The sequence below is a fragment of the Pantoea phosphatilytica genome, assembly GCF_051025615.1.
Lineage (GTDB): Bacteria > Pseudomonadota > Gammaproteobacteria > Enterobacterales > Enterobacteriaceae > Pantoea.
Window position 1 is genome coordinate 201,986 of record NZ_JBPFDF010000005.1, and the last position, 26,982, is coordinate 228,967.

The following is a 26,982-nucleotide window of genomic DNA, read 5'->3' on the forward strand; positions in this document are numbered from 1 at the left end:
GTGATCGCCCGCGCGATTACACCCGACGTCGCGTGGCGGTATCCATCCACACCGCCAGCAGCAGGATCGCGCCCTTCACGATGTACTGCCAGAAGGTCGGCACATCCATCATGCTCATGCCATTGTCGAGCGAGGCCATAATAAAAGCCCCCATAACGGCCCCCGCCACCGATCCGACCCCACCCGCCAGGCTGGTGCCGCCGATGACGCAGGCGGCGATAGCATCCAGTTCGGCGATGTTCCCCGCCGAGGGTGAGCCAGCGCCCAGTCGCGAACTGAGGATCAGCCCGGCAATCGCCACCATCACCCCATTAATGGCAAACACCGCCAGCTTGGTACGCGCGACGTTAATGCCCGACAGGCGCGCGGCGTCGATGTTGCCGCCGATGGCGTAGATGCGACGGCCAAAGGCGGTACGGGTTGCCATAAACATGCCCGCCAGCAGCAGCACGGCCAGCAGTAACACCGGCGTAGGCACGCCGCGATAGTCATTGAGCAGCCAGATAGCACCCAGCACCAGGATGGCGGTGATCGCCTGACGTCCCACGGTGCCGCTGGCTGCACCCTGTGGCAGCCCGAGCTGCTGACGACGCAGCCGCAGCCGCCACTGCCAGAGCATAAACAGCGCCAGACCGGCGATGCCAAAGCCGAAACCGACGCCGCCTGGCAGATAGCTCTGACCGATCTGCGACATGCCCGGCGTGATGGGCGCCACGGTGGTGCCATCGGTGATGCCGACCAGCACACCACGGAAGGCGAGCATCCCCGCCAGCGTCACGATAAACGAGGGCACCTTGCGGTAGGCCACCCACCAGCCATTCCAGGTGCCCAGCAGCAGCCCCATCACCAGCGTCACCACGATGGTCAGGGGCAGCGGCCAGCCGAGCCAGACGTCAAAAATGGCCGCCGCGCCGCCCAGCAGCCCCATCATCGAACCCACGGAGAGATCGATCTCGGCTGAGATAATCACAAAGACCATGCCGACCGCCAGAATGCCGGTGATGGCGGTCTGACGCAGCAGGTTAGAGACGTTACGCGCGCTGAGCCAGGCGCCATCGGTGGTCCAGGTAAAGAACAGCGCAATCAGCACGATCGCGCCCAGCATCACCAGAACCTGCAGATTGGGCAGCGTGAATCGGCCCGGTGACGGCTTGCCCGGCGTACCGGAGAGGCGGCCAGGAGTACTTTCACTTTTAAGCATAATGTTCACTCCGCAGGGCGGCTTCCATCACCTGCTCCTGAGTCAGATTGTCGTTAATCAGATCGGCTTTGATCTGCCCTTCATGCATCACCAGAATCCGGTCGCTCAGACCCAGCACTTCCGGCAGTTCAGAAGAAATCACAATCACCGCGATACCCTGCTGAACCAGCGCATTAATCAGCAGATAGATCTCCTGACGCGCGCCCACGTCAATGCCGCGTGTAGGTTCATCGAGGATCAGGATTTGCGGATTCAGCAGCAGACACTTCGCCAGAATCGCTTTCTGCTGATTGCCTCCGCTTAGCCGGCCAATCGGCAGTTCTGAAGAGGAGGTTTTTACCCGCAGCCGCCTGATGGCCTCGTTAATCGCCTGCTGCTCCTGCGCTTCATTCAGCGTGGAGAGCCGGTGACTGAACTGATCCAGCGCCGCCAGGGTGATATTTTTGCCCACCGCCATCAGTGGCACGATGCCATCTTTTTTGCGATCTTCCGGCACCATCGCGATGCCGTGCGCAATGGCGGCGCGGCAATCAGTGATGTTCACCTGACGGCCATTGATCCAGATATCGCCCTGCCAGCGCCCTGGCCAGACGCCAGACAGACACTGCACCGTTTCGGTCCTGCCCGCGCCCATCAGCCCGGCGAGGCCGAGGATTTCACCGCGCCTGAGCGTGAACGAGACATTGTTGACGCGCCGGATATGGCGATTGACCGGATGCCAGGCGGTGAGGTTTTCGACTTTCAGTATCTGTTCGCCAATCTGATGCGGCGAATGGGGATAGAGGGTGGTCAGCTCACGGCCGACCATCATCGTGATGATGTCATCTTCGCTCAGGCCCGCCGCCGGTCGGGTGGCGATATGCTGGCCGTCGCGGATCACGCAGATGACATCGGAGATCGCCTTTACCTCATTCAGCTTGTGGGAGATGTAGATGCAGGCGATGCCGTGTTCGCGCAGGTTACGGATGATGCCGAGCAGCACATCCGTCTCCTGCTCCGTCAGGGAGGAGGTCGGCTCATCGAGAATCAGCAGCCGGACCTGCTTGTTCAGCGCGCGGGCGATCTCCACCAGTTGCTGCTGGCCCAGGCCTAACTCACCGACCCGGGTGGCGGGTGAGACATTCAGCCCGACCCGCGCCAGCAGTTGCTGACAGCGCAGCGTCATGGTTTCGTCATCCACCATGCCGAAACGACTGAGTTCGGCCCCCAGGAAGATGTTCTCCATCACCGTCAGCTGCCGCACCAGCGCCAGCTCCTGATGAATAATCACGATGCCCTTACGCTCGGTATCGCGAATGGTCTGCGCCTGAATTTCGTCGCCAGAGAAGTGAATCTGCCCCTCAAAATCGCCGTGCGGATAGAGTCCGCACAGGATCTTCATCAGCGTCGATTTTCCTGAACCATTCTCCCCGCACAGCGACATCACCTCGCCCGCCTCCAGCTGCAGGCTGATGTCATTCAGCGCCTTTACGGCCCCGAAACGCTTGGTGATGTTTTTCATTTCCAGCAGCATAGATGGTCCTCCCTCACGCTCTGCGCGGTCAGAGTTCGCTCTGTTTGTGGAAGCCGTCTTTCACCACGGTGCTTTCGATATTGTCTTTATTAACCGGGATCGGCTTCAGCAGCCGTGACGGCACATCTTTGAGGCCATTATTCAGCTTGCTGTTGCTGGCAGGTGTTTTACCGTCGCCCAGCTCGACGGCGATTTTCGCCGCTTCGGTAGCCAGCTCGGTAATCGGTTTGTAAACCGTCATGGTCTGAGTGCCCGCTTTGATGCGCTTAATCGCCGCAAGATCCGCATCCTGACCGGAAATCGCCACTTTTCCTGCCAGCCCCTGCGCACTCAGCGCCTGAATTGCACCGCCAGCGGTGGCATCGTTAGAAGCCACCACCGCATCGATATGGTTTCCGTTAGCGGTCAGGGCGTTTTCCATGATTTTCAGGGCATTTTCCGGCAGCCAGGCATCGACCCACTGATCGCCGACAATTTTAATTGCGCCTTTATCAATATAAGGTTTTAACACTTTCATCTGTCCGGCACGAAACAGACGGGCGTTATTATCCACCGGTGAACCACCCATCAGAAAATAGTTGCCCTGAGGCACCTGTTTCACAATGCTTTCAGCCTGCAGCTCACCCACTTTTTCATTATCGAAAGAGATATAGAAGTCGATATCGGCGTTATTTATCATCCGGTCATAGGCCAGAACTTTAATGCCTTCCCGTTTCGCTTCGGCGACAACGTTACTCAATACCTGACCGTTATAGGGAATAATGACCAGCACATCGACACCGCGGTTGATCATATTTTCAATCTGCGACATCTGGGTCTCTTCATTACCGTTGGCTGACTGAACAAACACTTTAGCGCCCAGCGTTTCAGCCTGTTTCACGAAAATGTCACGATCCTTCTGCCAGCGTTCGAGTCGCAAATCATCAATCGCCATGCCGATCTTCACTTCTTTTGCCACGCTGGTCTGGCTGAACAGCGCCAGCGCCGCGCAGGCGGCTAACAGTGCATGTTTCATCTTCATTAGGGTTATCCTGTAGGTTGAGGCTATTGTCGTTTCAGGCCGATAAACCAGGCGGATGAATTGTTGCCCTTCTTTTCCGGTTACAGCAATTACTGATTTTTATCCGGCTATTACGTTTTTTGGTTTATTTCTTTTTTTATGAGCGCGATCGAGGTTTCACCTTTTTCGGACAGGTGAGAAATCTAAAAACCCGGTTATCAGAGAAGGATAATTTGCGACTCAGCGCACAAATAATAATTATCTGAAACCCGGAGTGAAATATCGTAATTGAGCCGGGACAGTCGCCTCTGTCAAATAGGGCTTCAACGCAGACCATTCGGGTACTGATGCTAAGGAGCAAACCATGCACGCTTATTTCGATCAGATCGATCGGGTTCGTTATGAAGGCACCCAGTCGACTCATCCTCTCGCTTTCCGTCACTACAATCCCGACGAGCTGATCCTCGGTAAGACCATGGCGGAGCACCTGCGCTTTGCCGCCTGTTACTGGCACACCTTCTGCTGGAACGGCGCGGATATGTTTGGCGTCGGTGCCTTTGATCGCCCCTGGCACAAAAGCGGCGATGCACTGCAGCAGGCAAGACTCAAAGCCGATGTCGCTTTTGAGTTTTTTTATAAGCTGAATGTCCCCTGGTACTGCTTCCACGATGTTGACGTTTCGCCGGAAGGGGATTCGCTGCGCAGCTACAAAGAGAACCTGGCCGCGATGACCGATAAACTGCTGGAAAAACAGCAGGAGACCGGCGTGAAACTGCTGTGGGGTACGGCAAACTGCTTTACCCATCCGCGCTACGGCGCCGGGGCCGCCACCAACCCCGATCCAGAGGTCTTTGCCTGGGCCGCCACCCAGGTCTGCAGCGCCATGCAGGCCACCAAAACGCTGGGTGGCGAAAACTATGTGTTGTGGGGCGGTCGTGAAGGGTATGAAACCCTGCTGAATACCGATTTGCGTCAGGAGCGTGAGCAGATTGGCCGCTTTATGCAGATGGTGGTGGAGCACAAACATAAAACGGGCTTCCAGGGAACGCTGCTGATTGAGCCAAAACCGCAGGAGCCGACCAAGCATCAGTATGACTACGATGTCGCTACCGTCTATGGCTTCCTGAAACAGTTCGGGCTGGAGAAAGAGATCAAGGTCAACGTTGAGGCGAATCATGCCACCCTGGCCGGTCACTCTTTCCATCATGAAATTGCGACTGCGATTGCGCTGGGTATTTTTGGTTCGGTGGATGCCAACCGTGGCGACGCGCAGTGCGGCTGGGATACCGACCAGTTCCCGGTCAGCGTGGAAGAGAATGCGCTGGTGATGTACGAAATCCTCAAGGCGGGCGGCTTTACCACCGGTGGCTTAAACTTTGATGCCAAAGTGCGCCGTCAGAGCACGGACAAATATGACCTCTTCTACGGCCATATTGGCGCGATGGATACCATGGCGCTGGCGCTGAAGGTCGCGGCTCGCATGATCAGCGATGGCGAACTGGATAAGCGTGTGGCGCAGCGTTACAGCGGCTGGAATGGTGAGTTCGGCCAGCAAATTCTGAAAGGGGAGTTTTCACTGGCGACGCTGGCGGCGCATGCTCAGCAGCAGCAGCTTAATCCGCAGCATCAGAGCGGACGCCAGGAGCAGCTGGAAAATCTGGTGAATCACTATCTGTTTGATTTCTAAACCTTCAGGAGCAGAGCATGTTTATCGGGATCGATTTAGGCACCTCCGGCGTCAAAGTGGTGCTGATGGATGCACAGGGCAACGTGGTGGCCACGGAAACGGCGGCACTGCAGGTTTCACGTCCGCAGCCCTTGTGGAGCGAACAGGATCCCGAGAGCTGGTGGCAGGCGCTGGATGTGGCGATGCAGGCGCTGAGTGCGCAGCAGGATCTGCAGGCCGTGCAGGCCATTGGGCTGAGCGGGCAGATGCACGGGGCGACGCTGCTCGACAGCACAAACCGGGTATTGCGTCCCGCCATGCTCTGGAATGATGGACGCAGTGAGGCGCAGTGCCGTGAGCTGGAGCAGAAAGTGCCGGATTCGCGGACGATCACCGGTAACCTGATGATGCCCGGCTTCACGGCGCCCAAGCTGCTGTGGGTACAACAGAACGAACCGGCTATTTTCAGTCAGATTGCGCATGTCCTGCTGCCCAAAGATTATCTGCGCTGGCGAATGAGTGGCGACTTTGCTACCGATATGTCCGATGCTGCCGGCACGATGTGGCTGGATGTGGCTCAGCGTGACTGGAGCGACGTGATGCTGCGCGCCTGCGATCTCAGCCGCGATCAGATGCCGAAGCTCTGTGAAGGCAATGCGCAGACCGGCACGCTGCACGCGGACCTGGCGACCCGCTGGAAGATGAAGGTGGTGCCGCTGGCGGCGGGCGGCGGCGACAACGCGGCGGGCGCGGTGGGCGTCGGCATGACGGAGCCGGGTCAGGCGATGCTGTCGCTGGGCACCTCGGGCGTCTATTTCGTGGTGAGTGACGGCTACCTGAGTAACCCACAGCGTGCGGTCCACAGCTTCTGTCACGCCTTACCGCAGCGCTGGCACCTGATGTCGGTAATGCTCAGCGCGGCGTCCTGCCTCGACTGGGCAGCCACGCTGACCGGCTGCCGGGATGTGCCTGAACTGCTGGCTGAAGCTGAGCGCGCGCGCAATGATGTGCCGTCGCTGTGGTTTCTGCCCTATCTTTCCGGCGAACGTACCCCGCATAACAACCCCAATGCCCGGGGCGCGTTCTTCGGCTTCACCCACCAGCACGGGCGGCCGGAGCTGGCCCGTGCGGTGCTGGAAGGAGTCGGGTTTGCGCTGGCGGAGGGGATCGACGTGGTGCATGAGTGTGGCGTTAAGCCTGAGAGCATTATGCTGATCGGCGGCGGCGCGCGCAGTGCGCTGTGGCGTCAGATGCTGGCGGATATCAGCGGTCAGACTCTCGATTATTGTCATGGCGGGGAAGTTGGCCCCGCACTGGGTGCGGCACGGCTGGCGCAGCAGGCGCTGGATCCCGGCGTGACCGTGCCGACACCGGCGCGGGTGCAGCGCCATCAGCCGGATCCGGCCAGGATGGCCGGTTACGCATCACGCCGGGCGACTTTTGCCGCCCTTTATCAGCAGCTCCTGCCGCTGATGCATTAACCTCACAGGGCTGCCAGGCCCGCCTGCACGGTAGCCTGGCAGTCTGCTCTCTCTGTCAGCGCCCGACTGGATGGCAGCGCCGGAAAGCGGTTTTCCAGCGCGTTCTCATCACTGCATCAGCCAATCGCGCCCAGCGTGTCTTCCTGCCCCTGCTTCTTCGGCAGCAGGAACAGGGTCGCCACAATATCCAGCAGGTAAATCAGCGCCAGCAGGGTGATGGCTGCGGTGAACGAGAACTGACTCGCCAGCAGACCGATCACCACCGGGCCAAAGCCGCCCACGCCACGCCCCAGATTAAACAGAACGTTTTGCGCGGTGGCGCGCACCTGAGGCGGGAAGGTATCGGAAATCAGCGCACCGTAGCCGCCAATCATGCCGTTAACGAACATCCCCATGATGGCGCCGGTAAAGAGCATCATGGTCGGGTCACGGAGCTGTGCATAAATCACCACCATCGCTACCGCGCCAAACTGATAGAGCAGGAAAATTTTCCAGCGCGCAAAGCGATCGGCCAGCACGCCAAACAGCCAGATGCCAAAGGTCATGCCGACGACGGTCACGGCGGTCCAGAGACCCGACTTTGTCAGGCTGAAGCCAAAGCTGGAAGAGAGGTAGCTCGGCATCCAGATCATCAGTCCGTAATAACCAAAGTTCTGCACGGAGCAGAGGATAAAAATGCCGAAGCTGGCTTTGGCGGTGGCGCGGTCACGCACCAGCAGCTTCAGGCGCGCCGGAAACGAGAGCGACGGCACATGCTTAACCTGCTTCTGATACGCTTCCGGTTCACCCATGCCACGGCGGATGGCAAAGGAGACCAGCGCAGGCAAAACGCCCACCAGGAACATGCCGCGCCAGCCGATCAGCGCCAGCAGCGGGGGCGTGATAAAGGCCGCCATCAGCACGCCCAGCTGCCAGCCCATGCCGACCCATGCTGAGGCGCGATTGCGCTTCTCCACGGGCCAGGCTTCGGCAATCAGCGCCATGCCGATACCAAACTCGCCGCCCAGACCGACCCCTGCCAGCGTCCGCCAGGCGAGCAGATCCCAGTAGCCCTGCGCGACTGCGCACAGGCCGGTAAAGATCGAGAAAACCAGGATCGTGACGGTCAGCATACGGATGCGACCAAAACGATCGCTGAGATGGCCAAAGACGATGCCACCGATAACCGCGCCAATCAGCGTCCAGGTCACCAGCGATCCCGCCTGTGATGGATTGAGCGCCAGCGAAACGCTGATAGCCGGCAGCATAAAGCCGAGTATCAGCAGGTCAAATCCATCCATGGCATAACCACTGACCGCAGCCAGCATCGCTTTGCCAGGCGTCACGCCCGGCTTAGATTGGGGAGAAGGGGAGATCATTGCGCACCTCTGAAAGAAAAGTGTCGCAATTATAAAGAGAGTTCAGGATGTGACCAATCGAAAAGGGTTATCCCTGCGCCGTTCAGGCGCAGGGATCGATTTTATCAGGAGGGGCGGTTGCTGCCATCGTCACCCGACAGCAGCTCGTCGAGCCGGTCGCCGCCGACATGACGGAAATCCTGACCTTTGACAAAATAGAAGATAATTTCACAGATGTTCTGGCAGCGATCGCCGATGCGCTCAATGGCACGGGCACAGAACAGCGCCGTCAGCACGCTGGGAATGGTGCGTGGATCTTCCATCATGTAGGTCATGAGCTGGCGCACAATCCCTTCGTACTCTTTATCTACCTTCTTGTCTTCGCGGTAGATGGTGATCGCCTCATTGAGATCCATGCGCGCAAAGGCATCCAGCACGTCATGCAGCATCTGCACGGTGTGACGCCCCAGCGACTCCAGGCTCACCAGCAGCGGCAGGTGCTGCTGACCAAACTTCTCCAGCGCCGTGCGGCTGATCTTTTCTGCCACGTCGCCGATGCGCTCCAGCTCGGAGATGGTTTTGATGATCGCCATCACCAGGCGCAAATCGATCGCGGTGGGCTGACGCTTGGCGATGATGCGCACGCACGCCTCATCAATCTCCACCTCCATCATGTTGACCTTCTGGTCGCCGTCGATCACCCGCTGCGCCAGTTCGCCGTCCAGGTTATGCATCGCGGTAATGGCATCGGTCAGCTGCTGCTCAACCATGCCGCCCATGATCATCACCTGGGTACGGATATGCTCCAGCTCGGCATTAAACTGACCGGAGATGTGTTTATTCAGATTCAGATTATCCATGTTGATCTCCTGTCAGATCAGCCGTAGCGGCCGGTAATGTAATCTTCGGTTTGCTTCTGTGCGGGCTTGGTGAACAGCGTGTCGGTGTCGCTGAACTCAATCAGTTCGCCCAGATACATGAAAGCCGTATGGTCAGAGCAGCGGGCCGCCTGCTGCATGTTGTGCGTCACGATCACCACGGTGTAGTCCTGTTTCAGCTCGGTGATCAGCTCCTCGATACGGCCTGTGGAGATGGGGTCCAGCGCGGAGCAGGGTTCATCCAGCAGCAACACTTCCGGCCGAATCGCGATGCCGCGGGCGATACAGAGACGCTGCTGCTGGCCGCCGGAGAGACTGTAACCGCTCTGATGCAGCTTGTCTTTGGTTTCGTTCCACAGGGCTGCCTTGGTCAGCGCCCACTGTACGCGCTCATCCATATCGGCACGCGAGAGCTTTTCAAACAGGCGAACGCCAAAGGCGATGTTGTCATAAATCGACATCGGGAACGGCGTCGGTTTCTGGAAGACCATGCCCACACGGGCGCGCAGCAGCGCGATATCCTGCTGGGTGGCCAGAATGTTTTCGCCATCCAGCAGAATGTCCCCTTCTGCCCGCTGCTCCGGATAGAGTGAGTACATTTTATTGAAGGTACGCAGCAGGGTCGACTTACCGCAGCCCGAGGGCCCGATAAACGCAGTTACCTGATTCTTAGCGATATCCAGGTTGATGTTCTTCAGCGCATGAAACCTGCCGTAATAGAAGTTCAGATTACGGACCTGGATCTTACCGGCTGATGCTGTCGCGATACTCATAATTCATCTCTCTTATACGGCGCCGCACAGGGCCGCGCCGGAAATTAACCGTGTTTACCTTTGGCGAAAATGACCCGCGCCAGAATATTCAGCAGCAGCACGCAGAAGGTAATAATCAGCACGCCTGCCCAGGCCAGGCTCTGCCATTCGGCGAAGGGGCTCATGGCGAACTTAAAGATGGTGACGGGCAGGTTTGCCAGCGGCTGCATCATGTCGGTGCTCCAGAACTGGTTCGACAGCGCCGTGAACAGCAGCGGGGCGGTTTCACCCGCGATGCGGGCGATCGCCAGCAGCACGCCGGTAATAATGCCGGAGACCGACGCTTTCAGGGTGATGGCCGAGATCATCTTCCACTTCGGCGTGCCGAGCGCATAAGCCGCTTCACGCATGCTGTCCGGCACCAGACGCAGCATGTTTTCAGTAGTGCGGATCACAATCGGCACCTGCAGCAGCGCCAGCGCAATCACCCCGGCCCAGCCGGAGAAGTGCTGCATCTGCGACACTACGAGGGTGTAGACAAACAGGCCGACCACAATCGAAGGCGCCGACAGCAGAATGTCGTTAATAAAGCGGATCACCTCTGACAGGGCGGATTTACGCCCATATTCCGCCAGATAGATCCCGGCCATGATGCCCAGCGGCGTACCGAAGAAGGTCGACCAGAAAATCAGTAAGCCACTGCCCGCCAGGGCGTTGGCCAGACCGCCACCTGCCGTGTTCGGCGGCGGAGTCGATTCGGTAAACAGCGACCAGGAGAGGCCATCCACGCCGCGCGTGACGGTGGTGAACAGGATCCACACCAGCCAGAACAGCCCGAATGCCATCGTCAGCATCGACAGCGTCAGCGCAATTTTATTTTTGGTGCTGCGCCAGGCCTGCATTTTGCGGCGTGACGCTTCCAGTTCGGCGCGCGCCTGAATTTCAATAGTGGTCATGAGCGCGCTCCTTCACTTTTCGCCAGGCGCATAATCATCAGTTTTGAAATCGCCAGTACGATAAAGGTAATCACAAACAGGATCAGACCCAGCTCCATCAGCGCCGCAACGTGCACGCCCGACTCCGCTTCCGCGAACTCATTAGCCAGCGCCGAGGTGATGCTGTTGCCCGGCATAAACAGCGACGGGCTGTCGAGCTGGTAGGTGTTGCCGATAATAAAGGTCACCGCCATCGTCTCACCCAGCGCACGTCCCAGCCCCAGCATCACACCGCCAATCACGCCGTTTTTGGTAAACGGCAGCACGATGCGCCAGATCACTTCCCAGGTGGTACAGCCGATGCCGTAGGCAGACTCTTTCATCATCACCGGAGTCTGCTCGAAAACGTCACGCATCACCGAGGCGATGTAGGGGATGATCATGATCGCCAGAATCACGCCCGCCGCCAGGATCCCGATCCCGAACGCGGGGCCGGAGAAGAGCTCGCCGACAATCGGAATGCCCGACATCACGTCGTTGACCGGCGTCTGAAAATATTCGGCAAACAGCGGCGCAAAGACAAACAGGCCCCACATGCCGTAAACAATACTCGGAATTGCTGCCAGCAGTTCGATGGCGGTGCCCAGCGGGCGACGTAGCCAGCCTGGCGCGAGTTCAGTCAGGAACAGCGCGATGCCAAAGCTCACCGGCACGGCGATGATCAGCGCGATAATGGAGGTCACAAGGGTGCCGTAAATCGGTACCAGTGCGCCAAACTGTTCGTTGGGCGCATCCCAGGTTTTGGTCCACAAAAAGGCGAAACCAAATTTCTGGATGCTGGGCCACGAGGAGATGATCAGGGAGACGATAATGCCGCCCATCAGTAACAGGACAATCAGCGCCGCCAGCCTGACCAGCGCGCCAAAAATTCTGTCACCCTGTTTGCCTGGGGCTTTGAATGCCGGCTTCGTTGCAGCCATAAAAGTCTCGGTCTTCAGAAGTTATCAGGGCGGCATCACGCCGCCCGTTGGGTCTGACCGGCGCAGTGTCCGGTCAGGATCGGTCCATTACTGATAAAGCGCCTTACCAGAGCTGTCTTTGATGTTGGCTTTCCAGGCCGCGCGAATCTGTTCGGTCACGCTATCCGGCAGCGCAGCGTAATCCAGCGCGGTGGCCGTTTTACTGCCGCTTTTGAACGCCCAGTCAAAGAACTTCAGCACTTCTGCACCCTTGGCCGCATTCGCCTGGTCTTTGTAGATCAGGATGAACGTGGTTGAGGAGATCGGCCAGGCATCCGCCCCCTTCTGGAAGGTCAGATCCTGGGCGAACGATTTGCTCCAGTCTGCGCCTTTCGCCGCATTGCTGAAGCTGGTTTCGCTCGGCGCGACCGCTTTGCCATCGGCATCCACCAGTTTGGTGTAGGTCAGGTTGTTCTGTTTGGCGTAGGCGTATTCCACATAGCCGATTGAGCCCGGCAGACGCTGAACAAAGGCAGCGACGCCGTCATTGCCCTTACCACCCAGACCCACCGGCCAGTTAACGGTGTTGCCTTTACCAATTTTGCTGTTCCACTCTTCGTTCACTTTCGCCAGATAGCTGGTGAAGACGAAAGAGGTGCCTGAACCGTCAGCGCGGCGTACCACGTTGATGTTGGTTTCCGGCAGTTTCACGCCGGGGTTGAGTTTAGCGATCGCCGGGTCGTTCCACTTTTTGATGGTGCCGAGGTAGATGTCACCCACGGTTTTGCCATCCAGCGTCAGCTGACCTGACTTGATCCCTGGCAGGTTCACCGCCAGCACCACGCCACCGATCACGGTCGGGAACTGGAACAGGCCGTTTTTCTGCAGGTCTTCCTCTTTCATCGGCGCATCGGACGCACCGAAATCCACGGTTTTGGCGATGATCTGCTTCACGCCGCCAGATGAACCGATACCCTGGTAGTTAATCTTGCTACCGGTGGCTTGCTGATATTCTGCTGCCCACTTGGCATAAACCGGCGCCGGGAACGTCCCGCCTGCGCCGGTGAGATCGGTTGCCGCAAAAGCAGATACCGCGCTTACAGCGAAAGTGGTGGCGAGGAGTCGGGCTACGGTGCTACGCATCAGTGTCATGTTCCCTCCAGGGGAGAAAAGTCAGGCTCGGGGCCGTTTTAGTAAGAGTCAGTGATTGCTGCAGGAGGGAAAATAGGACAGTTTGATGACAGTGAAATGTACGAAATGTGACAGTTATATGACAGTGCGCTGAAATGAAGCGGGCCCGCGACGGGGCCCACTTTTTTTATTCCACGGTAACGGATTTCGCCAGGTTACGTGGCTGATCGACGTCGGTGCCTTTGATCAGGGCGACGTGATAGGAGAGCAGCTGCAGCGGCACGGTGTAGAAGATCGGTGCTATCACCTCTTCGACGTGCGGCAGCGGGATAATCTTCATTCCGTCGCTGTCGCTGAAGCCTGCATCCTGGTCGGCAAAGACGTAGAGCAGGCCGCCACGCGCGCGCACCTCTTCGATGTTGGACTTGAGCTTCTCCAGCAGTTCATTGTTAGGCGCCACCACGATCACCGGCATATCGGCATCGATCAGCGCCAGCGGGCCATGTTTCAGCTCGCCGGCCGCATAGGCTTCCGCATGAATGTAGGAGATCTCCTTGAGCTTCAGCGCCCCTTCCATCGCGATCGGATATTGGTCGCCACGGCCCAGGAACAGCGCATGATGCTTGTCGGAGAAGCCTTCGGCCAGATTTTCGATCAGCTTATCCTGCGCCAGCATCTGCTCGATGCGGCTCGGCAACGCCTGCAGCGCATGCACGATCTCATGCTCGGTGTCGGCAGACATCCCTTTCAGACGGCCCAGTTTGGCCACCAGCATCAGCAGCACCGCGAGCTGAGTGGTAAAGGCTTTGGTGGAGGCAACGCCGATTTCGGTGCCCGCTTTGGTCATCAGCGCCAGGTCCGATTCCCGCACCAGGGATGAACCGGCCACGTTGCAGACCGCCAGCGACCCCAGGTAGCCCAGCTCTTTCGAGAGGCGCAGCGCCGCCAGCGTATCGGCCGTTTCACCGGACTGCGACAGGGTAATCAGCAGGCTGTTCCTGCGCACCGCGGATTTGCGGTAGCGGAACTCCGAGGCGATCTCAACATCGCAGGGAATGTTTGCCAGCGACTCAAACCAGTAGCGGGACACCATGCCGGAGTTGTAGGAGGTGCCGCAGGCGATAATCTGGATATGCTCGACCTGGCTCAGCAGCGCCTCTGCGCCCGCGCCCAGTTCGCTGAGGTCAACCTGCCCGTGGCTGAACCGGCCGCTCAGGGTACTTTTCAGCGCCATCGGCTGTTCGTAGATCTCTTTCTGCATATAGTGACGGTAGATGCCCTTGTCACCGGCGTCATACTGCAGGTTCGATTCGATCTCCGCGCGCGTCACGATGCTGCCGTCACGATCGACGATGGTGACATCACGACGGCTGATCTCCGCGATGTCGCCCTCTTCCAGATAGATGAACCGGCGGGTGACCGGCAGCAGGGCCAGCTGATCCGAGGCGATAAAGTTTTCGCCAACGCCACGGCCGATAACCAGCGGACTGCCTGAACGGGCGGCCACCAGCAGTGACGGATCGCGGCTGTCCATGATCACCATACCGTAGGCACCGCGCAGCTGCGGGATCACACGCAATACTACTTCGCGCAGCGAACCGCCCTGCTTCTGCTCCCAGTGGATCAGATGCGCCACCACTTCGGTGTCGGTTTCGGAGGCAAAGACGTAGCCGCGTGCGATCAGCTCTGCGCGCAGCGGCTCATGGTTCTCAATGATGCCGTTATGCACGATGATGATGTGCTCTGAGACGTGCGGATGCGCGTTCGCCTCAGACGGCTCACCGTGGGTGGCCCAGCGCGTATGCGCGATACCGGTGCCCCCAATCAGCGGCTGCTGTTCGGCCGCTTCCGCCAGTTTCTGCACTTTTCCCAAACGACGCAGGCGCGTCACGTGCCCCTGACGATCGACCACGGCCAGCCCGGCCGAATCATATCCGCGATACTCAAGACGACGCAGACCTTCCAGCAGAATCTCTGCGATATCGCGCTGTGCTACTGCACCAACAATTCCACACATAATGATGTTTTCCTGACTACATGGCTTTTCGCCACTTCTGTTGTCATGCGACCTGATATCCGGCGTTGCCGGTTCCCCGAGCCTTGTAGAGAGTGGGGATTATAGTTCTGGCACTGCACTGCACCGGCCCGCGTAAAGCGGGCCGTTAAAATTTTATTTTTTCTTCACCGGACGCTGCCAGTCCGCTTTGTGGTTCTGCGCTTTGCGGTTATAGACCAGACCCGCCTCAGTCACATCCTTCATGATGGTGGTGCCTGCCGCAATGGTGGTGCCTGCCGCCACGCTGACCGGTGCCACCAGCTGCGTGTCGGATCCCACAAAGACATCATCGCCAATCACGGTTTTCGATTTATTGGCGCCATCATAGTTACAGGTAATGGTGCCCGCGCCGATGTTCACGTTGTCGCCAATCTCGGCATCACCGAGATAGGAGAGGTGACCGGCTTTTGATCCCCTGCCCAGGCGCGCTTTCTTCATTTCAACGAAGTTGCCTACGTGGGCGGCGGCCGCCAGCTCGCTGCCGGGACGCAGACGGGCAAAGGGGCCAACGGTACAGGCGGTCGCGAGATTGGCATCCTCGATCACCGAATAGGGACTGATTTCGCAGTCATCACCGATCACGCTGTTTCTGATGATGCAGCCCGCGCCGATTTTTACGCGCGCGCCCAGCGTGACCTGGCCTTCAATAATGACGTTAGTATCGATCTCCACATCCCGGCCATGCGTCAGCGTGCCGCGCAGATCGAACCGCGCCGGGTCGCGCAGCATCACGCCCGCCAGCAGCAGTTTTTCCGCCTGTTCCGCCTGGAAGGTGCGCTCTAATGTCGCCAGCTGAAGCCGGTTATTCACGCCGTCGGTTTCGCTGATGCGTGTCGGATGGACGGCGTTAATCACCCGCCCCTCCTGATGCGCCAGCGCGATGATGTCGGTGATGTAATATTCGCCCTGCGCATTATTGTTGGTGAGCTGCGCCAGCCAGCGTTTCAAATCGCCGCCGTTGGCGATCAGGATGCCGGTATTGATCTCATGAATGCGGAGCTGTGCCGGAGTGGCATCTTTCTGTTCCACAATCCCGACAATGGTGTCGTTTTCGCGCACAATGCGGCCGTAGCCGGTGGGATCATCCAGCACCACGGTGAGTAAGCCGATGCCGCCCTCGGGTTTTGCTTCACGCAGACGCTGCAGCGTGGCCTCAGCGATCAGCGGCACGTCGCCGTAGAGCATCATGATATCTTCATCATCGGCAAACGCGGGTGCCGCCTGCTGCATCGCATGGCCGGTGCCGAGCTGTTCCGCCTGCAGCACCCAGTTAAGTGTGCTGTCGGTCAGCGTCGCTTTGAGATGGTCGCCGCCGTGACCATAAACCAGATGCACATGCTGCGCACCCAGCCCTTTCGCGGCATCAATCACATGCTGAACCATCGGTTTGCCTGCCAGTTTGTGCAGCACTTTAGGCAGATCAGAATACATACGGGTGCCCTTGCCAGCGGCCAGGATCACCACACTCATCGCACTGTTAGACATAACCATCCTGAGTGAATTTTTACGGGTGAAAGTAAAGCGGTTTGGGGTTGAGATTACTACATTTTTCTCAGGCCGAAATTAGGCGAACAGGCCGATCGGGCGTGTCAGACAAAAAAAATGCCAGCCCGAGGGCTGGCATTTCGTGACGCATAAAGCTGGATTACATCGCTTTTTTGGTCAGTTCGATCACGCGCAGTTTAGCAATGGCTTTCGCCAGCTCGGCAGAGGCCTGAGCATAGTCCACGTCGCCGTGGCTGCTGTTCATGTGCTCTTCTGCTTTGCGTTTTGCTTCCAGAGCACGCGCTTCATCCAGATCGGTACCGCGAATCGCGGTATCGGCCAGGACGGTGCTGCTGCCCGGTTGCACTTCCAGCACGCCGCCAGAGAGGTAGATATACTCCTCTTCTCCGTGCTGTTTCACGATACGGATCATTCCAGGCTTAATGGCAGTCAGCAGCGGCGCATGGCCAGGGAAAATCCCCAGTTCACCTTCGCTACCTGACACCTGAATTTTCTGTACCAGACCAGAGAACAGCTGTTCTTCTGCGCTGACCACATCCAGGTGATAAGTCATAGCCATAATCTTCCTCCCGGGAAACCGTTATTACAGTTTCTTCGCTTTTTCCACGGCTTCTTCGATGGCACCAACCATGTAGAAGGCCTGCTCTGGCAGGTGGTCAAACTCACCTTCCATGATGCCTTTAAAGCCACGGATAGTGTCTTTCAGCGTAACGTATTTGCCCGGTGAACCGGTGAATACTTCCGCAACGAAGAACGGCTGAGACAGGAAACGCTGGATCTTACGCGCGCGTGCCACCAGCAGTTTGTCTTCTTCAGACAGCTCATCCATACCGAGGATGGCGATGATGTCTTTCAGCTCCTGATAACGCTGCAGCAGTGACTGAACGCCACGCGCAACATCATAGTGCTCCTGACCCACAACCAGCGGATCCAGCTGACGGCTGGTGGAATCCAGCGGGTCAACGGCCGGGTAGATACCCAGAGAGGCGATCTGACGGCTCAGCGTTACCGTTGAGTCTAAGTGCGCAAAGGTGGTCGCTGGTGACGGGTCAGTCAGGTCATCCGCAGGAACGTAAACGGCCTGTACGGAGGTGATTGAACCGGTCTTGGTGGAGGTAATACGCTCCTGCAACACACCCATCTCTTCGGCCAGCGTTGGCTGGTAACCTACCGCAGATGGCATACGACCCAGCAGTGCAGAAACTTCTGTACCGGCCAGGGTGTAACGGTAGATGTTATCGATGAACAGCAGAACGTCGCGGCCTTCATCACGGAATTTTTCCGCCATGGTCAGACCGGTCAGTGCCACGCGCAGACGGTTACCCGGCGGCTCGTTCATCTGGCCATAGACCAGGGCAACTTTATCGATAACGTTTGAGTCGGTCATTTCGTGGTAGAAGTCGTTACCCTCACGAGTACGCTCACCCACACCGGCAAACACAGAGTAACCTGAGTGCTCAGCCGCGATGTTACGGATCAGTTCCATCATGTTGACGGTTTTACCTACACCCGCACCACCGAACAGACCCACTTTACCGCCTTTGGCAAACGGACACATCAGGTCGATAACCTTGATGCCGGTTTCCAGCAGTTCCTGCGAGTTAGACTGTTCTTCATAAGAAGGCGCTGCGCGGTGAATAGAGGCGATCTCTACTGCGCTGCCATCTTCTTCTTTCAGGTCGCCTTTCATATCGATTGGCTCGCCGAGAACGTTCATGATACGGCCCAGTGTCGCTTTACCGACGGGTACCTGAATCGGTTTCTGCAGGTCGTTGACGCTCAGACCACGCTTCAGGCCGTCAGACGTACCCATTGCAATGGTACGTACTACGCCGCCGCCCAGCTGCTGCTGAACTTCCAGCACCAGACGCGCATCACCATTCATCACCTCAAGGGCGCTGTACACTTGCGGTACCGCGTCCTGAGGGAATTCGACGTCAACAACGGCGCCGATAATCTGGACAATCTTTCCAGTTGCCATCTTGAATCCTCTACCTAATTCCAAACCTGGTTAAACCGCGGAGGCCCCCGAGACGATCTCGGTAAGTTCCTGGGTGATGCTGGCCTGACGAGCTTTGTTGTAAATCAACTGCAGCTCTTTGATCAGATTTCCGCCGTTGTCGGTTGCGGCTTTCATCGCCACCATACGTGCGGCCTGCTCACTGGCCAGATTTTCCACCACACCCTGATAAACCTGCGATTCGACATAACGACGCAGCAGGGTATCCAGCAGCGCTTTCGGATCGGGTTCGTACAGGTAATCCCAGGTCTTCGCCTTCATCTCTTCTTCACCTTCCGCTGGCGCTAACGGCAGCAGTTGGGTGATGGTCGGAGTCTGAGACATGGTGTTATTGAACTTGTTACTGACGATCATCAGCTTGTCGATGCGGCCTTCATCATAGGCCTGCAACATCACTTTTACCGGGCCGATCAGATCTGACAGGGCAGGTTTATCGCCCATGCCGCTGACCTGTGCCACAATATTGCCACCGACAGCACTGAAGAATGACGCCCCTTTCGAACCGATAATCGACAGATCGCTCTGCACGCCTTTATCGGACCAGGACTTCATATCCGCCAGTAATTTTTTGAACAGGTTAATGTTCAAACCACCACAAAGCCCGCGGTCTGTTGAAACGACCAGGTAGCCGACGCGCTTCACGTCGCGCTCTTCCAGGTAAGGGTGCTTGTATTCCAGATTACCCAACGCAAGGTGACCAATCACTTTGCGCATGGTGTCTGCATACGGACGGCTGGCCGCCATGCGTTCCTGCGTTTTACGCATTTTGGAGGCGGCGACCATTTCCATCGCTTTGGTGATCTTCTGCGTGTTTTTCACGCTTCCGATCTTGCTTCGTATCTCTTTTGCGCCGGCCATTAGCTTCTCCTCAAAGCCTTGCGGCCTGCCTTTTCAGACAAGCCGCCAGACATTACCAGGACTGGGTTGCTTTAAACGTATCGATGAGGCCTTTCAGCTTCGCTTCGATATCGTTGTTAAAGTTGCCAGACTGGTTGATTTCAGCCATCAGCTCAGCGTGGTCGCGATCGGCGAAGGCCAGCAGCGCAGCTTCGAAGCTGCCAATTTTTGCCAGTTCAACGTCGTTCAGGTAGCCACGCTCTGCAGCGAACAGAACCAGACCCTGCTGCGCGACAGACATCGGCGCATACTGTTTCTGCTTCAGCAGCTCGGTCACTTTCTGACCGTGGCTCAGCTGTTTGCGGGTTGCATCATCCAGATCGGAAGCGAACTGCGAGAACGCCGCCAGTTCACGATACTGTGCCAGCGCGGTACGGATACCACCGGACAGTTTTTTGATGATCTTGGTCTGAGCAGCACCACCCACACGGGATACCGAAATACCTGGGTTAACCGCCGGACGAATACCGGAGTTGAACAGGTTCGATTCCAGGAAGATCTGACCATCGGTAATCGAGATTACGTTGGTCGGAACGAACGCAGAAACGTCGCCCGCCTGGGTTTCGATGATCGGCAGCGCGGTCAGTGAACCGGTTTTACCTGTCACAGCGCCATTGGTGAAACGTTCTACATAATCAGCGCTTACGCGTGATGCACGTTCCAGCAGACGGGAGTGGAGATAGAACACGTCGCCAGGGAAAGCTTCACGACCTGGTGGACGACGCAGCAGCAGCGAGATCTGACGGTAAGCGATAGCCTGCTTGGAGAGGTCATCATAAACGATCAGCGCATCTTCACCGCGGTCACGGAAGTATTCACCCATCGCACAGCCGGCGTATGGAGAGAGATACTGCAGCGCAGCAGATTCAGACGCAGACGCCACAACAACGATGGTGTTCTGCAGTGCGCCATGCTCTTCCAGCTTACGAACCACGTTGGAGATGGTTGAGGCTTTCTGACCAATCGCAACGTAGACACACTTGATGCCTGAATCGCGCTGGTTGATGATCGCATCGATTGCCATCGCGGTTTTACCGGTCTGACGGTCACCGATGATCAGCTCACGCTGGCCACGGCCGATTGGAATCATCGCATCGACGGACTTATAACCGGTCTGAACCGGCTGGTCGACTGACTGACGATCGATAACGCCTGGCGCGATCACTTCAACCGGTGAGAAACCATCGTTGTCGATGGCGCCTTTACCGTCGATAGGCGCACCCAGGGTGTTCACGACGCGGCCCAGCAGGCCACGGCCTACCGGTACTTCAAGAATTCGGCCAGTACACTTAACCTTCATGCCTTCGGCGAGGTCAGCGTAAGGACCCATCACCACTGCACCAACCGAGTCACGCTCGAGGTTCAGGGCGATAGCGTAACGGTTACCCGGCAGGGCAATCATCTCACCCTGCATTACATCGGCCAGGCCGTGTACGCGGATGATACCGTCACTTACAGAAACAATCGTACCTTCGTTGTGAGCTTCACTCACGACATTGAACTGAGCAATGCGCTGCTTGATCAGTTCGCTGATTTCGGTGGAATTCAGTTGCATATGCTCCAGTCCCCTTAAGACTGCAAGACGTCAGCCAGACGGTCAAGACGGCCGCGTACGCTGCCATCAATAACCAGATCACCCGCACGGATGATCACGCCTGCCATCACAGACTTATCAATTTTGCAATTCAGCTTAACTTTGCGTGACAGACGTTTTTCCATCGCGGCGCTGATTTTATTCAGCTGGTCGTCACTCAGCGTACTGGCGGAGATAACATCGACTTCAGCGGTAGCTTCGTGAGCGTCACGCAGTTCGATGTAAAGAGCCAGTACAGCCGGAAGCGCTGTCAAACGTCCGTTTTCCGCCATCACCTTAATCAGGTTCTGCGCGGGTTCATCCAGTTGATCACCACATACTGCGTTAAACGACGCTGCCAACGCTTCAGGTGCTAATGCACCGGAAAGAAGATCAGCCATCTGTTCATTGCGAGCCACTTCTGCGGCAAACGCCAGCATCTGTTGCCAGCGTTCTATACTTTGATGCTCAACAGCAAAGTCAAAAGCTGCTTTGGCGTAGGGGCGAGCTACAGTAATCAGATCAGACATCAGCCCCTCCCTCCTTACAGTTCAGCGACCAGTTTATCAACGATGTCGCTGTTAGCAGCTTCATCCACGGAACGTTCGATGATCTTCTCGGCACCAGCCATAGCCAGCAACGCAACCTGCTTACGCAGTTCTTCACGCGCACGTTTGCGTTCGGCGTCAATTTCAGCCTGCGCTTGTGTCACGATGCGATTACGTTCGTTTTCAGCTTCGGTTTTGGCTTCGTCCAGAATCTGCGCGCGACGCTTGTTCGCTTGCTCGATAATGACCTGAGCGTCTTCTTTGGCTTTTTTCAGCTGGTCGGTCGCATTAGCCTGCGCGAGATCCAAATCTTTCTTTGCACGTTCAGCAGAAGCAAGGCCTTCAGCAATTTCTTTCTGGCGCTTTTCGATGGCAGCCATAATCGGCGGCCATACGTACTTCATGCAGAACGCGACAAACAGGATGAACGCGATAGCCTGGCCGAGGATTGTTGCATTAATGTTCACAGCACAATGCCTCTAGATTGAGTATTTAACTTTTCTGCCGTTATCGCTGTGATAAGCGGCAGAATCCGTTCACCCCTGCACATTGTGCGTTGAGTGAACACAAGGGCTTTAGGCGACAGCAAACATCACGTACAGACCCAGACCAACAGCGATCATCGGGATTGCATCCACCAGACCCATTACAACAAAGAACTGCGTACGCAGCAGAGGAATCAGGTCAGGCTGACGAGCAGCGCCTTCCAGGAATTTTCCTCCGAGGATGCCGATACCGATCGCAGCACCGATTGCCGCCAGGCCCATCATCACAGCGGCAGCCATGTACAGCAGATCCATATTCAGGTTTTCCATGACAGTCTCCAGTTTGTTTCAGTTAAATGCTCCCTTCATCTTCCGGGCTTCAGCGACGTGCGCTGCCGCCCGAAATCAAGAGGGAAAGTAGTGTTGAGAAAAAAATCAATGTTCTTCAGATGCCATCGACAGATAGACAATCGTGAGGACCATGAAAATGAAAGCCTGTAGCGAAATGATCAGGATGTGGAAAATGGCCCACGGCACATTCAGCACCCACTGCGACCACCACGGCAACAGACCGGCAATAAGGATAAAGATCAGTTCACCCGCATACATGTTACCGAACAGTCGTAAACCCAGTGACACAGGCTTAGACAGCAGGCTCACACCTTCCAGAATCAGGTTGATCGGGATGAAGATCGGGTGGTTAAAAGGCTGCAGCGTCAGCTCTTTCGTGAAGCCGCCAATGCCTTTCATTTTGATGCTGTAGAACAGAATCAAAATAAATACGCCCAACGCCATAGACAGCGTGATGTTCACGTCTGCAGACGGTACGACGCGCAGCGCCGGTAACCCCAACAGATGCTCACCAATATATGGCAGCAGGTCGATTGGCAGCAGATCCATGAAGTTCATCAGGAAGACCCAGACAAAAATTGTCAGAGCCAGCGGGGCGATAAGTTTGCTCTTACCGTGATACATGTCGCGCACGTTACTATCAACGAAACCGACAACCAGTTCGATAGCCGCCTGCATTTTCCCTGGCACACCGCTGGTGACAGACTTCGCCACGCTACGGAACAACACCAGGAAGATAACTCCCAGCACCAGAGAGAAAAACATGGAATCGATATTTAATACCCAGAACGTCGCGGGAGCGTCGTGCGGATTCACTAACTCGAAGGTACGCAGGTCCAACTGAAGATGTGTCAGGTGGTGACCAATGTACTCTTGCGGAGTAGAGATTTCTCCTGCAGCCATGATGCCTCTTACCCTTTGTTGTTAATTACCGCCGGTGCCAGCATTTGTACCACCAGCACCGATAACCAGGTTATCCCGACCGGCCAGAAAGCCGCTCCGAATAGACCCAACGCCACAATGAGCAAAATGATGGTCGCAAACACTTTGGCTATTTCACCCAAAGCGAAGCTCCACGCGACTCGCCCCGAAGCGGGGGGTTGCCCCTGCAGGCGCCAGGCTAAAAACAAAAACAATACGTTTGGCAGCCAGGCTGCCGCACCGCCAGCCAGAGCAGAGACACCCCAGATGACATCTTTCACAGCAAAGAGTGCGCCGATGATGACTATTGTCACCAGCTGAATCATCAGCACCGTTCGGGCGAATTTTACACTGTAAAGAGACACTGACATGACGCTGATACTCTCCTGCCCCGTTAGGGGTATGTCGCGTGTCGTATAAGACTGCCTTTGCGCAGTTGAGTCAAGCAGCAAAAGCCGTGCAAATTATACGGGCCGCACCTGCGATTTCAATCGGTAAGTAGCGAAAAGGTGAACAATTATTTAAATTTCTTTCCGGAGGGCTATTTTTCCAAAGATTACCCTGCGGCGATTCACCCTCATCTGGCCAAAAATTCTCGTCTGTCGGGCTTTTAAAGCGTGCTTTAGATCACATAATAAGCACTTGTGCCAGCCAGAGTTTTATCTTCACGCTATTTAAGAACAATCCGCAAAAAGTTTTAACCCTTTTAAATCATTGGCTTAGGATTTTAAAAAAGCCTTTCCGGAACTATTTTCACAGAAAATACGCTATTGACATCGAACGTTGCCTGATAAACGTGAAATTCATATTACGTACGCGAAGTTATTACCTCGATATATTTTCATCCGTGACTACCTCTATTCCGTCACACCGCTATACAGGTGATATTTCTGATAACTAAATGTGAATTAATCGTTAAATGTAACAGAGCTTTTCGGATAATTTCCGTCACCCTTTTAACCCTCACACCGTTACGTCTTAATCAAAATCTTTTATTGATGGCGCATCATCTGCCCTTTTTTGCCACAAAGCCGATCGCGGAAGTGGCAGAAAAGTGTGCAGTTCCTGACCAGCAGGCTCTTACTGCCGACGAAGGATCACCAGATGACGATCGCCTTCCAGCTGCGGAACCTGCAGCTTAATAACCGCATCAGTAACGTAGCCCGCCGGTAACTCAGCAATTTCATCATCCGGACGCACGCCTTTAAGCGCGAAAAAGCGCCCTTCCCCACCCGGCAGATGATGACACCAGTTCACCATGTCGGTCAGCGAGGCGAACGCCCGGCTGATGACGCCATCAAAAGGGGGCTCAGGGGGGAACGCTTCAACCCGGCTCTGAACCGGAGTAATGTTAGTAAGTCCTAACTCATGCTGAACCTGGCGCAGGAAGCGGACCCGTTTGCCCAGGCTGTCGAGCAGCGTGAAGTGCGCATCCGGCATCACGATAGCCAGCGGAATGCCTGGCAGACCCGGGCCGGTACCGACATCGATAAAGCGTGACCCGCTGAGATGCGGCGCCACTACGATGCTGTCGAGGATATGACGGACCAGCATCTGCTGCGGGTCGCGCACCGAGGTCAGGTTATAGGCTTTGTTCCACTTATCCAGCAGGCCGACATAGGCAACCAGCTGCTGTTTTTGTTGATCGGAGAGGGAAATACCGGCTGCTTTCAGCAGCGATGTGAGTGTGTTGATCACAGCATAAGTCCATTCAGCGGGGGCGAGTTACCTCGCCCCGTTTCAGATCAGGCGCTTTTGCGCAGCAGACCCTGTTTTTTCAAGTAGATCAGCAGAATTGAGATGGCCGCCGGCGTAATGCCCGAGATGCGGGTCGCCTGACCAATCGACGTCGGCTTATGATCGTTCAGCTTGGCGATCACCTCGTTTGAGAGGCCACTGACCTGACGATAGTCGAGCTCCACCGGCAGCAGCGTATTCTCGTTACGCAACTGGCGATCGATCTCTTCCTGCTGACGCGCGATATAGCCTTCATATTTGACCTGGATCTCAACCTGCTCTGCGGCCTGCTCGTCTGCCAGTGCCGGACCATAGCTCTCCAGGGTCATCAGCTTCAGATAGGTCATTTCCGGGCGGCGCAGCAGATCTTCACCACTGGCCTCTTTGGTCAGCGGCGCACTGAGCACCCTGTTCACATCTGTCACATGATCGGACTTCGGATGAACCCAGATATCACGCAGACGCTGACGCTCCTGTTCGATCGCTTCCAGCTTCTGATTGAAACGTGCCCAGCGCGCATCATCCACCAGGCCAAGCTCACGACCGGTTTCGGTCAGGCGCAGATCGGCATTATCTTCGCGCAGCATCAGACGGTACTCAGCACGCGAGGTAAACATGCGGTACGGCTCTTTGGTGCCGAGTGTGCAGAGGTCATCAACCAGCACGCCCAGATAAGCCTGGTCACGACGCGGCGCCCAGCCCTCTTTGTCAGCAGACTGACGGGCCGCATTCAGACCGGCCAGCATCCCCTGCGCAGCCGCCTCTTCATAACCGGTGGTGCCGTTGATCTGGCCGGCGAAGAACAGGCCGTGAATAAATTTGCTCTCCAGCGTCGGTTTCAGATCGCGCGGATCGAAGAAGTCATACTCAATGGCATAGCCAGGGCGCACGATCTTCGCGTTCTCCATGCCCAGCATCGAGCGGACGATCTGAATCTGTACGTCAAACGGCAGGCTGGTAGAGATACCGTTCGGATAGATCTCGTTGCTGGTCAGCCCTTCCGGCTCCAGGAAGATCTGATGCGAGTTGCGATCGGCAAAGCGCATCACCTTATCTTCGATCGACGGGCAATAGCGCGGGCCGATCCCTTCGATAATCCCGGCGTACATCGGGCTGCGATCCAGGTTGCTGCGGATCACCTCATGGGTTTTCTCGTTGGTATGGGTGATCCAGCACGGCACCTGCTGCGGATGTTCAGCAGCACTGCCCATGAAGGAGAAGACCGGCATCGGGTTGTCACCGTGCTGCGGCGTCAGCACCGAAAAATCGATGGAGCGCGCATCGATGCGCGGCGGCGTACCTGTCTTAAGGCGGTTCACCCGCAGCGGCAGCGCACGCAGGCGTTTTGCCAGCGGAATGGACGGCGGATCGCCAGCGCGACCACCACTGTAGTTGTCCAGACCGATATGAATTTTGCCATCAAGGAAGGTGCCGACGGTCAGAACTACGGTTTTTGCGCGGAACTTCAGGCCCATCTGGGTGACCGCGCCCACGACGCGATCGTTTTCCACGATAAGATCGTCGACCGCCTGCTGGAAGATCATCAGGTTAGGCTGATTCTCCAGTGCCGTGCGCACGGCCTGACGATAGAGCACGCGATCCGCCTGCGCACGGGTCGCCCGGACGGCCGGCCCTTTGCTCGCGTTTAGTATCCTGAACTGGATACCCGCCTGGTCGATCGCACGGGCCATCAGACCCCCTAAGGCATCCACTTCCTTCACCAGATGTCCTTTGCCAATGCCACCGATCGCCGGGTTACAGGACATTTGTCCAAGCGTATCAATGTTATGGGTGAGTAACAGGGTTTGCTGACCCATTCGGGCGGCCGCCATTGCGGCTTCGGTGCCCGCATGACCACCACCAATTACGATGACGTCAAAAGGATCCTGATAAAACATGAAGTGGTACCTCGGTTAATTAACGTGCAGGATCGTCGTCCTGGGGCGTGGATTCTACTCAAATTCCGGCTGGGGTGAAAGTCGCGGGATCGTCAGGTTTTAAAAGAAAGGATCTTAGATCTGTATATGATCTTTCT

At 56.7% G+C, this 26,982-nt stretch carries 24 protein-coding genes; 2 read left to right on the forward strand and 22 right to left on the reverse strand.

The genetic code is table 11. From position 1 onward, the window contains the following. Positions 1–16 precede the first annotated feature (16 nt). From xylH to xylF, 3 genes are read right to left on the reverse strand one after another with little or no spacing between them, the layout of a single operon-like run. Positions 17–1,201, reverse strand: coding sequence for a xylose ABC transporter permease XylH (xylH, locus tag ACR6AS_RS17705; protein WP_111141088.1), 1,185 nt, complete (start codon positions 1,199–1,201; stop codon positions 17–19). Continuing rightward, a complete protein-coding gene (locus ACR6AS_RS17710; RefSeq protein ID WP_418799406.1) occupies positions 1,194–2,714 on the reverse strand; it encodes a xylose ABC transporter ATP-binding protein in 1,521 nt (506 codons plus the stop codon). The genes xylH and ACR6AS_RS17710 overlap by 8 nt, the downstream gene beginning before the upstream one ends. A gap of 28 nt (positions 2,715–2,742) precedes the next feature. Continuing rightward, positions 2,743–3,735 (reverse strand): D-xylose ABC transporter substrate-binding protein, encoded by a 993-nt coding sequence (gene xylF, locus ACR6AS_RS17715; protein WP_111141404.1) that lies wholly within the window; start codon positions 3,733–3,735, stop codon positions 2,743–2,745. Between the two features lie 343 nt (positions 3,736–4,078). Here xylF and xylA point away from each other — a divergent pair, with 343 nt between their 5' ends. Then, complete coding sequence (gene xylA / locus ACR6AS_RS17720; protein WP_111141403.1) at positions 4,079–5,401, forward strand: xylose isomerase; 1,323 nt, start codon at positions 4,079–4,081, stop codon at positions 5,399–5,401. 17 nt (positions 5,402–5,418) lie between these two features. Then, positions 5,419–6,861 (forward strand): xylulokinase, encoded by a 1,443-nt coding sequence (gene xylB / locus ACR6AS_RS17725; RefSeq protein ID WP_434163311.1) that lies wholly within the window; start codon positions 5,419–5,421, stop codon positions 6,859–6,861. A gap of 116 nt (positions 6,862–6,977) precedes the next feature. Here xylB and ACR6AS_RS17730 read toward each other — a convergent pair whose 3' ends face one another. The 19 genes from ACR6AS_RS17730 to mnmG all read right to left on the reverse strand — a co-directional run bounded on the left by ACR6AS_RS17730 (position 6,978) and on the right by mnmG (position 26,845). Beyond that, entirely contained in the window at positions 6,978–8,219 is a 1,242-nt protein-coding gene (locus tag ACR6AS_RS17730) for an MFS transporter (RefSeq protein WP_434163313.1), read from the reverse strand. 104 nt (positions 8,220–8,323) lie between these two features. Further along, positions 8,324–9,058 (reverse strand): phosphate signaling complex protein PhoU, encoded by a 735-nt coding sequence (gene phoU / locus ACR6AS_RS17735; RefSeq protein ID WP_009088225.1) that lies wholly within the window; start codon positions 9,056–9,058, stop codon positions 8,324–8,326. A gap of 17 nt (positions 9,059–9,075) precedes the next feature. Further along, positions 9,076–9,849 (reverse strand): phosphate ABC transporter ATP-binding protein PstB, encoded by a 774-nt coding sequence (pstB, locus tag ACR6AS_RS17740; RefSeq protein ID WP_111141400.1) that lies wholly within the window; start codon positions 9,847–9,849, stop codon positions 9,076–9,078. 44 nt (positions 9,850–9,893) lie between these two features. Next, a complete protein-coding gene (gene pstA / locus ACR6AS_RS17745; protein ID WP_111141399.1) occupies positions 9,894–10,784 on the reverse strand; it encodes a phosphate ABC transporter permease PstA in 891 nt (296 codons plus the stop codon). After that, positions 10,781–11,743, reverse strand: coding sequence for a phosphate ABC transporter permease PstC (gene pstC, locus ACR6AS_RS17750; RefSeq protein WP_013359566.1), 963 nt, complete (start codon positions 11,741–11,743; stop codon positions 10,781–10,783). The genes pstA and pstC overlap by 4 nt, the downstream gene beginning before the upstream one ends. 87 nt (positions 11,744–11,830) lie before the next feature. Continuing rightward, positions 11,831–12,874: a phosphate ABC transporter substrate-binding protein PstS gene (pstS, locus tag ACR6AS_RS17755; protein ID WP_111141398.1), complete on the reverse strand. Its 1,044-nt coding sequence runs from the start codon at positions 12,872–12,874 to the stop codon at positions 11,831–11,833. 166 nt (positions 12,875–13,040) lie between these two features. Next, on the reverse strand, positions 13,041–14,870 hold the full coding sequence (glmS, locus tag ACR6AS_RS17760; RefSeq protein WP_111141397.1) for a glutamine--fructose-6-phosphate transaminase (isomerizing): 1,830 nt from the start codon (positions 14,868–14,870) through the stop codon (positions 13,041–13,043). A 153-nt stretch (positions 14,871–15,023) separates the two neighbouring features. After that, entirely contained in the window at positions 15,024–16,394 is a 1,371-nt protein-coding gene (gene glmU / locus ACR6AS_RS17765) for a bifunctional UDP-N-acetylglucosamine diphosphorylase/glucosamine-1-phosphate N-acetyltransferase GlmU (RefSeq protein WP_434163318.1), read from the reverse strand. A 160-nt stretch (positions 16,395–16,554) separates the two neighbouring features. Beyond that, entirely contained in the window at positions 16,555–16,974 is a 420-nt protein-coding gene (locus ACR6AS_RS17770) for a F0F1 ATP synthase subunit epsilon (protein WP_008926374.1), read from the reverse strand. Positions 16,975–16,998: 24 nt separating this feature from the next. Continuing rightward, positions 16,999–18,396 (reverse strand): F0F1 ATP synthase subunit beta, encoded by a 1,398-nt coding sequence (atpD, locus tag ACR6AS_RS17775; protein WP_111141395.1) that lies wholly within the window; start codon positions 18,394–18,396, stop codon positions 16,999–17,001. 30 nt (positions 18,397–18,426) lie between these two features. Continuing rightward, entirely contained in the window at positions 18,427–19,293 is an 867-nt protein-coding gene (gene atpG, locus ACR6AS_RS17780) for a F0F1 ATP synthase subunit gamma (RefSeq protein WP_128084224.1), read from the reverse strand. A 52-nt stretch (positions 19,294–19,345) separates the two neighbouring features. Continuing rightward, on the reverse strand, positions 19,346–20,887 hold the full coding sequence (gene atpA, locus ACR6AS_RS17785; protein WP_003849532.1) for a F0F1 ATP synthase subunit alpha: 1,542 nt from the start codon (positions 20,885–20,887) through the stop codon (positions 19,346–19,348). 14 nt (positions 20,888–20,901) lie between these two features. Further along, a complete protein-coding gene (gene atpH / locus ACR6AS_RS17790; protein ID WP_111140951.1) occupies positions 20,902–21,435 on the reverse strand; it encodes a F0F1 ATP synthase subunit delta in 534 nt (177 codons plus the stop codon). Between the two features lie 14 nt (positions 21,436–21,449). After that, positions 21,450–21,920: a F0F1 ATP synthase subunit B gene (atpF, locus tag ACR6AS_RS17795; protein WP_111140950.1), complete on the reverse strand. Its 471-nt coding sequence runs from the start codon at positions 21,918–21,920 to the stop codon at positions 21,450–21,452. Positions 21,921–22,028: 108 nt separating this feature from the next. Continuing rightward, positions 22,029–22,268 (reverse strand): F0F1 ATP synthase subunit C, encoded by a 240-nt coding sequence (gene atpE, locus ACR6AS_RS17800; protein ID WP_003849523.1) that lies wholly within the window; start codon positions 22,266–22,268, stop codon positions 22,029–22,031. A 105-nt stretch (positions 22,269–22,373) separates the two neighbouring features. Continuing rightward, entirely contained in the window at positions 22,374–23,192 is an 819-nt protein-coding gene (atpB, locus tag ACR6AS_RS17805; protein ID WP_111140949.1) for a F0F1 ATP synthase subunit A, read from the reverse strand. A gap of 8 nt (positions 23,193–23,200) precedes the next feature. Then, the gene (atpI, locus tag ACR6AS_RS17810) at positions 23,201–23,581 is read right to left on the reverse strand and encodes a F0F1 ATP synthase subunit I (protein ID WP_111140948.1); all 381 of its coding nucleotides are present in this window, start codon (positions 23,579–23,581) and stop codon (positions 23,201–23,203) included. A gap of 709 nt (positions 23,582–24,290) precedes the next feature. After that, positions 24,291–24,908, reverse strand: coding sequence for a 16S rRNA (guanine(527)-N(7))-methyltransferase RsmG (rsmG, locus tag ACR6AS_RS17815; protein WP_434163322.1), 618 nt, complete (start codon positions 24,906–24,908; stop codon positions 24,291–24,293). A gap of 47 nt (positions 24,909–24,955) precedes the next feature. Beyond that, complete coding sequence (gene mnmG, locus ACR6AS_RS17820; protein ID WP_434163324.1) at positions 24,956–26,845, reverse strand: tRNA uridine-5-carboxymethylaminomethyl(34) synthesis enzyme MnmG; 1,890 nt, start codon at positions 26,843–26,845, stop codon at positions 24,956–24,958. Positions 26,846–26,982: the final 137 nt, after the last annotated feature.